This is a genomic window from Terriglobia bacterium (assembly GCA_020073085.1).
GTDB lineage: Bacteria > Acidobacteriota > Terriglobia > JAIQFV01 > JAIQFV01 > JAIQFV01.
Window position 1 is genome coordinate 157,726 of record JAIQFV010000005.1, and the last position, 13,674, is coordinate 171,399.

At 56.7% G+C, this 13,674-nt stretch carries 10 protein-coding genes; all 10 read left to right on the forward strand.

What is annotated here, in order from left to right:
* The first annotated feature begins 18 nt into the window (after nucleotides 1–18).
* The 10 genes from LAO21_07420 (at nucleotide 19) to LAO21_07465 (ending at nucleotide 13,633) form a co-directional block, all read left to right on the forward strand.
* Nucleotides 19–558: a hypothetical protein gene (locus LAO21_07420; GenBank protein MBZ5552533.1), complete on the forward strand. Its 540-nt coding sequence runs from the start codon at nucleotides 19–21 to the stop codon at nucleotides 556–558.
* The gene (pilQ, locus tag LAO21_07425) at nucleotides 555–2,930 is read left to right on the forward strand and encodes a type IV pilus secretin PilQ (protein ID MBZ5552534.1); all 2,376 of its coding nucleotides are present in this window, start codon (nucleotides 555–557) and stop codon (nucleotides 2,928–2,930) included. Before LAO21_07420 ends, pilQ begins: the two co-directional genes overlap by 4 nt.
* Nucleotides 2,931–3,064: 134 nt before the next feature.
* Nucleotides 3,065–3,427, forward strand: a complete 363-nt coding sequence (locus LAO21_07430) for a roadblock/LC7 domain-containing protein (GenBank protein MBZ5552535.1) — start codon at nucleotides 3,065–3,067, stop codon at nucleotides 3,425–3,427.
* A gap of 519 nt (nucleotides 3,428–3,946) precedes the next feature.
* Nucleotides 3,947–5,023: an aminopeptidase P family protein gene (locus tag LAO21_07435; GenBank protein MBZ5552536.1), complete on the forward strand. Its 1,077-nt coding sequence runs from the start codon at nucleotides 3,947–3,949 to the stop codon at nucleotides 5,021–5,023.
* 64 nt (nucleotides 5,024–5,087) lie between these two features.
* The gene (accB, locus tag LAO21_07440; protein ID MBZ5552537.1) at nucleotides 5,088–5,576 is read left to right on the forward strand and encodes an acetyl-CoA carboxylase biotin carboxyl carrier protein; all 489 of its coding nucleotides are present in this window, start codon (nucleotides 5,088–5,090) and stop codon (nucleotides 5,574–5,576) included.
* 102 nt (nucleotides 5,577–5,678) lie between these two features.
* Entirely contained in the window at nucleotides 5,679–7,037 is a 1,359-nt protein-coding gene (gene accC / locus LAO21_07445) for an acetyl-CoA carboxylase biotin carboxylase subunit (protein MBZ5552538.1), read from the forward strand.
* Nucleotides 7,038–7,042: 5 nt separating this feature from the next.
* Nucleotides 7,043–7,663 (forward strand): thiamine phosphate synthase, encoded by a 621-nt coding sequence (gene thiE / locus LAO21_07450; protein MBZ5552539.1) that lies wholly within the window; start codon nucleotides 7,043–7,045, stop codon nucleotides 7,661–7,663.
* 229 nt (nucleotides 7,664–7,892) lie between these two features.
* Complete coding sequence (locus LAO21_07455; protein MBZ5552540.1) at nucleotides 7,893–9,308, forward strand: amino acid permease; 1,416 nt, start codon at nucleotides 7,893–7,895, stop codon at nucleotides 9,306–9,308.
* 233 nt (nucleotides 9,309–9,541) lie between these two features.
* Nucleotides 9,542–11,131, forward strand: coding sequence for an amino acid permease (locus LAO21_07460; GenBank protein MBZ5552541.1), 1,590 nt, complete (start codon nucleotides 9,542–9,544; stop codon nucleotides 11,129–11,131).
* 408 nt (nucleotides 11,132–11,539) lie between these two features.
* The gene (locus LAO21_07465; GenBank protein ID MBZ5552542.1) at nucleotides 11,540–13,633 is read left to right on the forward strand and encodes a SpoIIE family protein phosphatase; all 2,094 of its coding nucleotides are present in this window, start codon (nucleotides 11,540–11,542) and stop codon (nucleotides 13,631–13,633) included.
* The last annotated feature ends 41 nt before the right edge of the window (nucleotides 13,634–13,674 follow it).

A 13,674-nucleotide genomic window follows, 5' to 3' on the forward strand; every position in this document is an offset into this window, starting at 1 on the left:
ATCCTGGATTTGTGATTTATGAGAAAAATAAAAACATTGGGCATCCAGTTGGGGCGTCTCGCGTTCATCCTCGTGATTCTCGCGTTCCCCGCTTTCGGGGCACAAAAATCCGTGACTGGACGCGAAGACGCGAAGAACAAGGCGGCCGCTTCAAAGAAGACGGCGTTTCCGTTGCCCTCCGTGGCGCAGGCCATTTCCTCTGCGGAGGACAAGGGGGAGATGCGGGTGCCCGCGCGAGATCCATTCCGGGCTTTGGTGGTCCGCCCGAGTGACGAGCCGCTGTTTCCGGTGGTTCCGGGCAAGCGGGGGATTCGTGTCAGGCAGTTACAGCTCAAGGGAATTGTGAAGGCAGAAGGACATTATCTTGCAGTGATGGATACGCGGCAATCCACGGGGACCTTGTTGTTCCGCGAGAATGACGAGGTGTCTGACGGCCGCGTGGTGTCGATTACCGAGGACACCGTATCTTTTCAGGAGCGTTCCGTCGATCCGTTAGGCAAACCCGTGTGGCGGGATGTTATTAAGAAAATCTCGGGTTCGGGAGGAGTGAATCCATGAGGGCGCAGCACGGTCATACAAAATTCTTCATTACTTTGCTGGTGGGGTTCGTGATTGGCTTCATTCTGATGACGATGCCGGCCTGGTCCGGAGAGGTCAGTACACGCCCACCTTCCGTCACACCATCGAATTCCGCCCGGCCCCTCGTCGTGCAAGGCGTGAACGTTCGCCCCGAGGGCGGAAAACTCATTATCGACGTGCAGACCAACGGCACGCCTACCTACAAGAGCTTTGAGTTGGAGAACCCGCAGCGGGTCGTCGTGGATGTGGCGAATGCGGTCCTGGAAACGGAACAACATCATTTCCCTGTTGACCAGGCCAACATTCGATCCGTCCGACTGGCCCAATTCTCCAGCACCGCTCCGCAGACGGTTCGCGCGGTCATCACCTTTAAGAGCAAGGTGCCGTACGTCTTTTCGCGCGACGGCAATGCGATCCGGATGGTCGTGGACAAGGGCGACAAAGCCACGGAACCCGCGCCCAAGTCGACCTCTCCGGTCACGGTGGCGAAGGCCGAGAAGCCTTCAACCCCGCCGCCTGGAGCCCGCGCGGAGAAGTCCTCAACAAAGCCGGAGCGCAAGTCGGGGCCGATTGCCTCCACTGGAACTCCGGGTGCGGTGAAGACTGAGTCAGGCCCTCTGGTTGCCTCGTTGAAGCCCTCGGAGGTGGCGCTCCCCAAGGCCTCGGCTCCTGCAAAAGTGATAGACCCGCCCGCGGCAAGCAAGGCACCGGTGGAGAAGCAGAAGACTGGCGACAAACCAGCCACCGGGGCGAGTAATCCGGCCGCTACCAAGCGGACGGATGCTGTGGAAACCACGCCGGCAAGGGAGTATGTTCAGGCGGTGCCGACGAACGAACCGAGCAAGAAGACTGTTGAGACTCCGACCGGCAACCCCGCTCCAGCGACTGCGTTGGTCAAGACTCCCAGCGACAATGTGCCCGTGAGCGTGGCCGCTGTACAACCACCGTCGCCCGTCCAGCCCCCTCAGAAGATGGCGGCCCCCCAACAGGCTCCCGTACCCCTACGGCCGGCACCTCAAGCCGCCTCGACGGGTCCCATTGGCAGCGCCCCCAACGCCAGTGACATCATCTCGCTCGACCTTCGCGACGTGGACATTCGCGATTTCTTCCGGTTAATCCACGAGGTGAGCGGTTTGAACGTCATCCTTGACCCCAGTGTGCGTGGGACGCTGACGATTGCCCTGAAAGACGTCCCCTGGGAACAGGCGCTGAAGATTGTCCTCCTGAATAACCAGCTGACCTCCAAGCTGGAAGGGAATGTTCTCCGCATTGTGACCATCAAGGGGGCTGAGGAAGAGAATGTCGCTGAACGCAAAATGAAAGAATCACAAGTGGCGATGCAGCAGGTCCAGGTGGAGCCCAAGAGGATATATACCCGGACTCCAAACTACATGAAGGCAGAGGATCTGAAAAAGGTGTTCGAGCAGTTGTTGGGGAAAGGGACCGATCTCGTTTACACCGACAAAGACACCAACACGGTTCTTGTGCGGACAACCCAAACGCGGATGGATGATCTCGATGCCGTCATGGGGAAAATGGATATCAAGAAACAACAGGTGGAAATCGAGGCCCGCGTTGTGACGGCCAACCGCAGTTTCCTGCGCGACCTGGGAGTCCAACTGGGGCTCCAGGCGTTCTCCATCGGCGCTAATGGATTACCTAGGAATATCTTTACAGGTGCACCCGTCACGAGGCTTGATAGTCCCAATGTCCGGCAGCCGCGGCCGCCGATTTCTACCTCGCCCCCTGCGACCACGCTGGGCCAGCCGGTCATCGGGCCGCTTCCCTTTAATATCAACCTTGGGGCCGCAGCGCCCACCAGTTCCCTAGGTTACGTTTTTAACGGGGCGAATGCTTTGATCGATTCCTTCATCACAGCGTCTGAATCCAAAGGTCTCGCGAAGCTTCTGTCGAAACCGAGGATCATCACCCGGAACCACGAAGAGGGTGAGGTGAAGCAGGGCACGAAGATCCCGATCCAGACGGTCGTCAATAACACCGTCAGCACCATCTACACGGATGCCGTGCTCGATCTGACCGTGACGCCGCATATTACGGAAGAGGGAACCATCTTCCTGGACGTCAAAGTGACCCGCGACACCCCGGACTTCAACCAGTCCGTTGGCGGCATTCCCACGATTCAAACCCAATTCCTCCAGACCAAGGTTCTTCTCACGGATGGAGGGACGGTCGTGGTAGGAGGGGTGCTGGTGGACGACAATGAATACAGTATTCGGCAAGTCCCGGGCCTGGGGAATCTTCCCATCATCGGGAATGCCTTCAGGAACAAGTCGGTGACCCAATCCACCCAGGAATTGCTCTTCTTCCTGACTCCAAAGATCGTTCAATAGTCTGTCGCTGGGGAGGGCGGGTGAATCCGCCCTCCTTGGCGGATTCAATCCAGCGCTTCCCGTGATTCGGTTCGAGAGCCTCAGAGCTGAGGCTGTTGATGATTGGGTTTTGACGCCCAAAGGTTTGATTTTCAATGTTGAACCAGACGCTTGAGGCCATCATTCAAAAGGTCGAGGGAACGGTCGCGGTGATGGTTGTCGGGCTGGACGGCTTCATCATCGAGCAACAGACCGGTCCCGACGTTGATCTCTCCCTGGAAGCCGTGGCCGCTGAGATTGCCACCTTGCTTCGACAGGCCCAATCCTCGTCGGCCGATATGAATGTCGGTGGGTTGGAAGAGATGGACCTGAGAACTGAGCGTTACTACATCCTCGTCCAAGAAATCACCAACGACTATTTCCTGTGCCTCGTCCAGGGATTGGATGGAATCTTCGGCCGGGCCCGGTTTGAGCTCCGAAAAGCGCGATCCCTGCTGGCAAGCGAGTTTGTCATATAGGCGATTGAAATTGCGCTCGAACCGATTGGTGGGTCAGAAGAATGAACCTCTCTGACACCGCCGCTTCCATTGCCTCTCCAGGGCTTCATTGCTCCACAACCTGATATTCCCCACATCTCACACTTTGAACTGCGAAGAAGCTTTTGGGGCGATTCCGCGCTCAAATTCCGGACGTCCGGGGAGATTGGGAGGGAAACGCGCAATCCGCTCACAGATGGTTCCGTCCGGAGTCCCATTCCTCGATCCCATCTTGACCCAGCCGGTTTGAGGGAATGACGCATACGTGTTGATCAAGAGCGGGGAAGTAGAAACAAATTCGATCTTCACCCCAACCGGTTGCTAATGGTAGAATCATTCGAAACCCGAGAAGGATATTCCGACAGTTTGCCAGAGGGGATCGGAACTTAACCTCCCGATCAGAGCAGTCGAGTCAGACCTTGGCGTTCTTTCAATGTTCATGGCTTCAAGGAGTGCAGGGAAAGAGCCGATCGCAGCCTGTGTTCTTGGAGCACATCCACTATGAAACGGTCCAATCCCATCCGACAGCTCCAAAGGAATCTCGAGGAACTGAAGCTCGACGCCATCCTCATTACTCATCTTCCCAATATCTTTTATCTGACCGGGTTCACCGGATCCTCCGCAGCCCTGCTCGTTTTCAGGCATTCGGCGGTGTTTCTCACCGATGGCCGGTATACCGCACAGGCCACGCGGGAGGTCAAGGGCATCCGAATCGGATGGTCGCGGAATGGACTGATGCCGGAGGCGGCTTCGGTCGTGACAAAACACGGAGCTCGCCGGGTTGCCTTTGAGTCGCGCCACATCACTCATGACATGTACCGTTGGTTGAAGCGGGCGCTGCGCTCCCGCAGCCAACTGGCCCCCTGCATTGACTGGGTGGAGGAACTCCGTGCAGTGAAGACTTCGGAGGAGGTGGCGAAGATCCGCGCTTCGCTGCGCACCGTGATGACTGCGTTTGAGGAAACCCTGCCGATGGTGCGCCCCGGGATAAGGGAAAGAGAATTAAGCGCCGAGCTGGAGTATCGCATGAAACGGCATGGGGCTCAGAAGGTTTCGTTTGATCTGATTGTGGCTTCGGGCCCGCGCTCCGCTTTGCCCCACGGCATTGCTTCCGAGCGAAGGGTCCGTAGAAATGAGTTTCTGGTTTTTGACCTCGGTGCTATACTGCGCGGATATTCGAGTGACTTCACACGTACAGTCTACGTGGGACGACCGTCGGCAAGGGCTCGTGAGATTTACAAAACCGTCGCGGAAAGCCAGGAATGTGCCATTGCAGGAATCGGGGCAGGCGTTCCTGCCGCCCAGATTGATCATCTCGCAAGAAACGTCATCGAGCGAAAGGGTTACGGAAAGAATTTCGTCCACAGCACAGGCCATGGGATTGGCGTGGAAGTCCATGAAGCTCCATTGATCGGCGCCCGCAGCACGGCGGTCCTCCGGGCCGGGCAGGTCATTACCGTTGAACCCGGCATTTACATCCCTCACTTTGGCGGTGTGCGCATTGAAGATATGGTGGTGGTGGGAGACCGGGGCTGCCGCAATATGACAGAAACGACCAAAGACCTCATCACTCTTTAATCCAGCAATCAGGTTAATCTCTCCGATGAAGAAGACAGTGGTCAAACCGAATGAAGTAGCGGCGATGGATCTGGATGAAATCCGGCGGCTCATTGATTTGGGCGAGAAGAAGGGGCTCTCGGAATTTGAGGTTGAAAAGTCCGGGGTCCGGGTGCGCATTAAGTACAACCGCGGGGCCGAGTACATTCAAGTGTCGCCGGCCGGTGCTGCGGCAAATCCGGGTATCCCGGCCGAAGGCTTCGCCCCGGCAACAGAGAACTCCGTCTCCGCCGCGCCTCAGCTGGCTGTCCCCGAGGAAGCGGAAGACAAAGAGCGTTTTGTGGTCAAATCCCCGATCGTGGGGACCTTTTATGCGTCCCCGGATCCCAACTCGCCTCCTTTTGTGAAGGTGGGAGACCGCGTGAAGGCCGGACAGGTGTTGTGCATCGTGGAAGCGATGAAACTAATGAACGAAATTGAGTCGGAGGTCTCAGGGGAGCTGATCAAGGTGTATGTCGAGAATTCCCAGCCCGTTGAGTATGGCGAGCCTCTTTATGCGATCCGGGTCAGTTGATGGGAGGCCGGGAGTCCGGCCATGACCCGCGGGCTGTCTCCCCGGGCATGAGCCACCCAATTGGTCCACAACCTTGATTGAGTCCCCACCCTTTCAGTCACTATGTTCAAGAAAATTCTAATCGCCAATCGTGGCGAAATCGCATTGCGTGTTATCTGTGCCTGCAAGGAATTGGGGATTAATACGGTTGCCGTCTATTCGGAAGCTGACCGCAACTCCCTGCATGTGCGATTTGCCGATGAGGCGGTATGCATCGGCCCTGCCCGCAGCAGCGAGAGCTACCTGAACATTCCCAGTATCATCAGCGCGGCGGAGATCACCAATGTCGACGCCATTCATCCCGGATACGGGTATCTCTCGGAGAGCGCCTATTTCGCCGAGGTCTGTCAGTCCTGCCATCTGACCTTCATTGGTCCCACTCCTCCGGTGATCCGGTTGATGGGCGACAAGGCGAAGGCCCGGGCTGCGATGCGAGAGGTCGGCCTTCCGATACTTCCTGGAAGCGAAGGAATTCTTGAAGACGAAGCGGAAGCCGAAGCGGTCGCCATGAAGATTGGCTTCCCGGTGATCATCAAGGCGTCCGCGGGCGGAGGGGGGCGCGGCATGCGTGTCGTGCGCAACCTCGAAGAATTGCGGACATCGTTTCGAACCGCCCAGTTGGAGGCGACCCACGCATTCGGAATCGAGGATGTCTACATTGAGAAATACATCGAGCGTCCCCGCCATATCGAATTTCAGGTGCTCGCCGATTCTCACGGCCGGGTCGTCCATCTGGGCGAGAGGGAGTGTACGATCCAGCGGCGGCATCAGAAGGTCCTGGAAGAATCTCCGTCACCGGCGGTGGACTGCGCGCTGCGTTCCTCCATGGGAAGCCGGGTCGTGAAGGCGCTGGAAGCCGTCGGGTATCTCAACGCCGGGACGATGGAATTTCTCATGGACGAGGACCGGAATTTCTACTTCATGGAAATGAATACGCGCATCCAGGTGGAACATCCGGTCACCGAGTTCGTGACGGGATTGGACCTGGTGAGGAAACAGATTCTGATCGCGGCCGGCGAAGGGATTGACACGATCTGTTCGGAAATGAAGCTGCGGGGGCACGCCATCGAATGCCGGATTAATGCCGAGGATCCCGATACGTTTCAGCCCTGCTCCGGCCAAATCACGGCGTGGCATCCCCCCAGCGGCACCGGCGTCCGCGTGGACACGGCCATGTACGCCGAGTCCGAAGTCACCCCCTATTATGATTCGTTGATCGCCAAGGTCATTGTTCACGCGCGAAACCGGGAAGAGGCGATCCGCCGGATGAATCGGGCCTTGGATATGTTCATCGTGGAAGGCATCCGGACCAACCTCCCGTTGCACCAGCGGATCATCAACGATCCCGATTTTGTAGCGGGGAATTTTGACACCCGGTTTCTGGAACGTTATGCCGGAAGAGCCTCTCGTAAGGTAGCCTAGCCGGGATGCGACTGGAAAAGCTTTACGCGATTCTCGACCCTTCGGTTCGAAGTGAACTCTCCGTGCCCACGATTGCAGCGCGGCTCTTGAAGGGCGGCGCCCGGTGGATTCAATACCGCAACAAGTTCGCGGCCGGCCGCGAGATGCTGGCGGATGTGGCAACGCTCGTCCGGGCGGCCCGGGCGGTGAAGGCACGGATCGTGGTCAATGACCGGGCCGATGTGGCATGGCTGGCGCGTGCTCATGGGGTGCATGTGGGCCAATCCGATTTAAACGTCCGGCAGGTGCGCCAAATCCTGGGTCCCCGGAAAATGGTCGGAATTTCGACGCATGACCTGGATCAAGCCCTTGCGGCTGCCAACACGAGCGCCACTTACATTGCCCTGGGGCCCATTTTTCCCACGACCACAAAAAAGAATCCCGATCCAACCGTCGGCCTTGAGGGCCTGCGCGAAATCCGCAAGTACCTCGCGGCCCCGATCGTGGCGATCGGCGGCATTACCGCCGACAACGCGGCGGATGTGATCGCGGCCGGAGCGGATTCGGTGGCAGTGATCAGCGATTTGCTTCGCGCCGAGGACATTTCGGAACGAACGCGGCTTTTCTTGAAGGTTTTGGGAAAGTGATGGGAAAGAATTCTCAGTTGTCAGATGTGAGTGCTCTCAGTACCCAGGAAGCAATTGAAAAGGGCTTTTTTCCTTCACCCCGAGATCGAAGCAAGAAGGGGGATTGAGGGCCGCCCCCGTCAAGTCGTCACCGCAGTTCACTGACCACTGACCACTGACAACTGACCACTGAGAACTGACCACTGAGAACTGACCACTGAGAACTGACAACTCTTTCCAGGAGTATCTGATGTCCACCGAGCCTTCCACTGCTCGCCCTGAGCTTGTCAAAGGGCTGGGACTGTTCTCGTCGACCACCTTGGTGATGGGGTCGATGATCGGGTCCGGGATTTTCATCGTCTCCGCTGATATGGCGTCTCAGATCAAATCCCCCGGGCTCCTATTGCTGGCTTGGGTGGTGACGGGGATCGTGACGATTATCGGGGCCCTCTCCTACGGTGAGTTGGCAGCGGCCATGCCACGAGCCGGAGGGCAGTACGTCTACCTGCGCGAAGCGTTTGGTCCCATGTGGGGGTATCTGTACGGCTGGACGATGTTCTTTGTGATCCAGACCGGCACCATTGCAGCGGTGGCGGTGGCGTTTGGAAAATTTCTCAGCGCCTTTTTTCCCGGCGTCTCTCTGGATCCGCGATGGCACCTCTTCACGCTCCACCACTGGTCCGTGGGAGTCAGCACGGGACAAATCGCGGCCATTGCGGCACTGCTCTTCCTGGGTTTGACCAACTGCCTTGGGATTCGATGGGGGGCTGCCATACAAAATGTGACGACGGTGTGCAAGACGGCCGGTCTGATGGGATTGATTCTCCTGGCTATTTTGTACTCCCGGGGCGATTGGTCACACCTCTCTCCGCTGAAACCTTCCGGTGTGGATCCCTGGTCGATTGGATATCTCTTCATTTTCGGAGGAGCGCTGGTGGGATCGCTTTTTTCCGCGGATGCGTGGAACAACGTCACCTTTACGGCCAGCGAGGTCAAGAATCCGAAACGCAATCTGCCCCTTTCTCTGGCGCTCGGAACGATGATTGTCATTGGACTTTACCTTCTGGCGAATTTTGGGTACCTGCATGTCATGTCCCTGAATGAGATCATGGCCTTTAACGAGTCCAAACGGCCCCAAACTCTGACGCTGGGAGTCCAAGTCGCCAATATTGTGGGAGGAGCACTCTGGGGGAAGCTGCTTCTGGCAGCCATCCTGATCTCGGTCTTTGGCACGATGAATGGCATGTCGCTCGCCGGGGCCCGAATCTATTACGCCATGGCTCGAGATGGGGTCTTCTTCAGCCGGCTGGGGAGGATCCATCCCCGCTACCATACGCCGGCATTCGCCCTGCTGGTTCAGGCCATTTACGCTTCCGCCCTGACGCTCTCGGGAAAGTACAACGAGCTGTTGGATCTCGTCATGTTTGCCGTCATGATTTTTTATGTCATGACGGTTGCGGGCCTCTTCGTGTTGAGGCGGAAGCAACCCGGACTTGAAAGACCCTATCACGCCATTGGATTTCCACTTTTGCCAGGGCTTTATATTGTTCTTGCGGCCCTGATCAGCATCGCCATCTTGCATGAAAAGCCTTATGCACTGCCCGGATTATTGATCACCCTTTCGGGGATCCCATTCTATTTTTTGTGGAAGAGAACTCGAACCTGAGCGCCCCTGTAACGTTTCTTTGCTTTGCCTGCTTGTCTCAAGACTTGACAGAATCCTTGGCCCGATTGGGGTTCCTATTTCCCTTGACATCTCCCTGATGCCGCATAGAATGGCTGCAACTTCGGAGGCGCACCAAGCGTCTTTTGGAACAACCCCGCCGGGGGATGAGATGAAATTCGTTGTCTTCGGCCAGGCCCACGAGAAGCACCCAAAAATACCTAGAGGAGAAGTGCATGGGTAACCCACTGTTTGCCAAAAAGCCAATGCGGATGTTGACGGAGGAGGCTCATGAGTCGGGCGAGCATACCCTGAAGCGCACCTTGGGACCGGTCTCGCTCACGGCCCTGGGAATTGGCGCTATTATCGGGGCAGGAATCTTTGTGTTGTCCGGCCTCGGAACGCAGTATGCGGGACCGGGTTTGATGCTCTCCTTCGTGCTTTCGGGGCTCGGCTGTGCTTTTGCGGGGCTGTGTTACGCCGAGTTTGCTGCCATGATCCCGCTTGCGGGGAGCGCATACACCTATGCGTATGCGACGCTGGGCGAGTTGTTTGCCTGGATCATTGGTTGGGATCTGACTCTCGAATATGCCATGGGGGCCAGCACCGTCTCTTCGGGCTGGTCCAACTACTTCATTAAATTCATGCATGTCTTCAAGGTGGATATCCCCTTGTGGCTTGCCTATGATCATTGGACCGCGCTGCATACTGCCGAAAAGGCGGTGGCCCGCGAGATGGCCAAAGTGGCTGATCCTTCCCTGGTCGAAGGATCGCGGGCCTTTGTCGACAAAGTCGATTCCATTGTGGCGGCGAAATCCCCCGAACTTCTTCAGCGGGCCCACGACATGATCAACGCCCCGCATATCTTTGGAGTCGACTTTGGATTCAACTTGGTGGCTTTCTGTATCGCCCTGCTCATTACCGTCATCCTGGTCATTGGGATTAAGGAGAGCGCCCGGTTCAATGCCACGATTGTGGCCATCAAGGTGAGCGTCGTTCTGTTTGTAATTGTGGTCGGCTTCAAATACGTCAACACCACGAACTGGGGTCACGACTGGACCACCTTCGCCCCCATGGGTTTCGCTGGGATTTCCGCTGGGGCGGCCTACATCTTTTTTGCTTACATAGGATTCGATGCCGTCTCAACCACCGCTCAGGAGGCTAACAACCCGCAACGCGACCTGCCCATCGGAATTATTACGTCCCTGCTGGTTTGTACGGTGCTGTATATCCTCGTGGCGGGCGTGCTGACCGGAATGGTCCCCTGGAAAGAGGTCAATGTCGAGGCGCCGATCGCTCAAGCCTTCCTGGATAACGGTTTGACGAAGTCCTCGTTTCTGATCACGGCCGGGGCGCTGGCGGGATTGACCAGCGTCATGCTGGTTATGTTGCTCGGTCAGACCCGCGTGCTGTATGCCATGGCCAAGGACGGACTGCTTCCCCCCAAGTTTTTCGCCGCCATTCACCCTAAATATAGAACTCCTTACAAGAACACGATTCTGGTGGGGTTCCTTGCGGCCATCGTCGGGAGTCTCACTCCCATTGAAGACATCGGAAAAATGGTGAATATCGGGACCTTGCTCGCGTTTGTCATTGTGTCGACAGCCGTTCTGGTGCTTCGAAAGACCAACCCCGGTCAGCCCCGTCCCTTCCGGACACCCCTGGTTCCTTTGGTGCCAATCCTGGGGATCCTCTTCAACGGGTACATGATGTATTACCTGGGATGGGTCAACTGGCTGCGCCTCATTGTATGGCTCTTGATCGGCTTGGTCATCTACTTCACCTACAGCCGAAAACACAGTCGGGTCAGCAGTCTGAAGGATTAGGAACGCCGGTTGGCGAATCGAAGGCTATGTACTCTCTTCGCGGTCTGGTGGTTGACCTCTTGAGGAAAGGGTTTTCGAACACGGATGCGTCCACGCCCCGAGAGTTGTGAATTTCGAGCACAAGAGAGAAGCCAGCCGACGGGCTGGCTGTTATCTTTGAGTCGCCGTTAGAAGACGGAGCCATCCTCCCCCGGTCACTTAATGGACATGGGTTTCCCTCTTGGTTTTGAGGCAGTGATGGAATAGCCTGCCCCTGAGGATTTTGCATCGTTTTGCATACCCGTGAGTTAAAATAGGCGGGATCTTGGTAGACCTACGATGCACGCTTTGCTCACGGACGCCCTAGGGGGATCAAAGCGTCATTTCTTGTCGAGAGCCATGAGACCTATTTCCGAACTTCTCAGACAGATGAGACCGGTTTCCCGGTTCGCAAAGTTCTCGACGGGGGTGATCGGTGTTTATCTCCTGCTTCGGGTCGTCGGACTCTTCCTGAAACCTCCCCAATTCATGATGTCGGCTGCCAACCTGGCCCTGTTCATAGTCGTTGTCCGTTACCTCTTCAAATTGATGCGATGGGCGAGCCGGAGGCTCCTGTGGCGGTTGCGCCGCCGCCTGGTCGTCACTTACCTTTTGGTCGGGGTGGTGCCGGTCATTCTCCTGTTTTCCATCATGGTGATCGTGGTCTATGTCTTCTTTGGCCAGCTGAGCAGCTACTATGAATTGAATGAAATCGACCGTCTGACCGGCAAGCTGGAAACGGCGAACCGGGCCATCTCGGGAACTTTGCTCGACTCCCTGGCGAGCAGTGGTTCTGACACGACCTCCTGGGGCAAGCAGCTCTCTCCATTGCTGTCCGATCTCGGCGCCAATTTTTCACGCGTCTTGATTGATGTGGAGGGTGGGACGAGGCACATGGCGCTCGAACTGGCGGGGGGAAAACTGGCTGAACGTCAGGACGAGGTGGTCAAACCCTCCTGGCTGACCGGCAACACGGCTGGTCTTTTCGAGGATCAGTCCCGGCTGTATTTCACTTCACTGGTTGCCGGAGGGACCTCTCAGGCACCAGGTTATGTTCTGCTGCGCGCTCCGCTCGATACGGTGATATTGAAACGGTTTTCCGAACGTTTTCAGATTTCCATCAGCATTATGGCGTTGGTCCCCGCCAGCGAGAGGCGGGGGAATAATTCCTTAAAGTTCTCCTTCGGAGACAAGGTGTACGCACAACGGGAAATCCGTCAGGTGGACCCGGGTGTGGCCTCAGAATACACTCGTCGACAGGCGTGGTACGATTTTGGGACCCACTCTCTCTTCTTCCCTCCAACCGTGCGAGTTTGGAAGACCGGGAATTCCTTGGAATTGATACCTTGGATGCACCTCCTGGAGTCGACCTGGGTGCGGTTGGCGCGGCCATTTTTCACTCAGGATTTTGCGGGAGGAGAGAACATCATTCTGGTGTTGCTGGTCGGTGCCTCGGTGTTCTTCCTCATTATTGAGTTCGTGGCACTTCTATCTTCGCTCCTGATGACACGGACGATTACCGGCGCCGTTTACAATCTTGACCTTGGTGCCAAGCACATCATGCGGGGGGATTTTTCTCACCGGATCCAGGTCAGGTCACGGGATCAACTCAGTTCACTGGGCGAGACGTTCAATTCCATGACGGCTTCCATTGAACGACTGTTGAAGGAACAGGCCGAGAAGCAACGGCTCGAGAGTGAATTGGCCATCGCCCTAGAAGTTCAAAAGCAGCTTTTCCCGCGCGAGTCGCCCCGACTGAAGACCCTGGAAGTGGTTGGGGCGTGCCATCCGGCCCGGATCGTCAGCGGAGACTACTATGACTATATCTTAATTCCGCCGGCGTCGGTCGGACTGGCACTGGGTGATGTCAGCGGGAAAGGGGTCTCAGCCGCCCTCCTGATGGCTTCACTACAAGCCGCCTTGCGAAGCCATTCGAGTTTCTTGGGGAATCGTTCCCTGGCCTTGGCGAGCAGCGGAGCGGCGCCCTCTACCAAGGGCGCTGCGATGCCTGGTGTGTCGGACTCTGTCGCCGAAATCGTGTCGTCGCTTAACCAGCAGTTGTATCAGAACTCCCCGAGTGAAAAATATGTGACGTTTTTCTACGGGGTCTATGATGAATGGCGGCGGCAACTCACCTATACCAACGCCGGTCATCTTCCCCCGCTGGTCTTCAACCGCGAGGGGGTTCGCCGTCTGGAGGCGGGAGGGACTGTGTTGGGATTGATCGACGAAGCCAAATATCAGCAGGGGGAAGTAAAATTTTCTCCCAAGGATGTTTTGGTAGCGTATACTGATGGGATTACTGAGGCGGAGAATTCCTTCGAGGAGCAATTTGGAGAACACCGGCTCATTCAAGTCGTTGAAAGATCAATCGAGAAAGCTCCCGTTGAGATTCTCGATGCCATTTTGGAGGCCGTTGGGGACTGGGTGGGGTCAGGCGAGCCTCAGGATGACATGACTTTGATCGTGGCAAAGGCGCTTTGAAGAGAGACGTCGTCACAATGATGTAAACATTGACGGTTATG

Excerpts from the sequence above, each read along its gene's own strand:
- LAO21_07460 (MBZ5552541.1), top strand. The coding sequence starts at position 9,542 with ATGGGTAACCCACTGTTTGCCAAAAAGCCAATGCGGATGTTGACGGAG.
- LAO21_07455 (MBZ5552540.1), top strand. The coding sequence starts at position 7,893 with ATGTCCACCGAGCCTTCCACTGCTCGCCCTGAGCTTGTCAAAGGGCTG.
- LAO21_07465 (MBZ5552542.1), top strand. The coding sequence starts at position 11,540 with ATGAGACCGGTTTCCCGGTTCGCAAAGTTCTCGACGGGGGTGATCGGT.
- thiE (MBZ5552539.1), top strand. The coding sequence starts at position 7,043 with ATGCGACTGGAAAAGCTTTACGCGATTCTCGACCCTTCGGTTCGAAGT.
- LAO21_07430 (MBZ5552535.1), top strand. The coding sequence starts at position 3,065 with ATGTTGAACCAGACGCTTGAGGCCATCATTCAAAAGGTCGAGGGAACG.
- accC (MBZ5552538.1), top strand. The coding sequence starts at position 5,679 with ATGTTCAAGAAAATTCTAATCGCCAATCGTGGCGAAATCGCATTGCGT.
- LAO21_07435 (MBZ5552536.1), top strand. The coding sequence starts at position 3,947 with ATGAAACGGTCCAATCCCATCCGACAGCTCCAAAGGAATCTCGAGGAA.
- pilQ (MBZ5552534.1), top strand. The coding sequence starts at position 555 with ATGAGGGCGCAGCACGGTCATACAAAATTCTTCATTACTTTGCTGGTG.
- accB (MBZ5552537.1), top strand. The coding sequence starts at position 5,088 with ATGGATCTGGATGAAATCCGGCGGCTCATTGATTTGGGCGAGAAGAAG.
- LAO21_07420 (MBZ5552533.1), top strand. The coding sequence starts at position 19 with ATGAGAAAAATAAAAACATTGGGCATCCAGTTGGGGCGTCTCGCGTTC.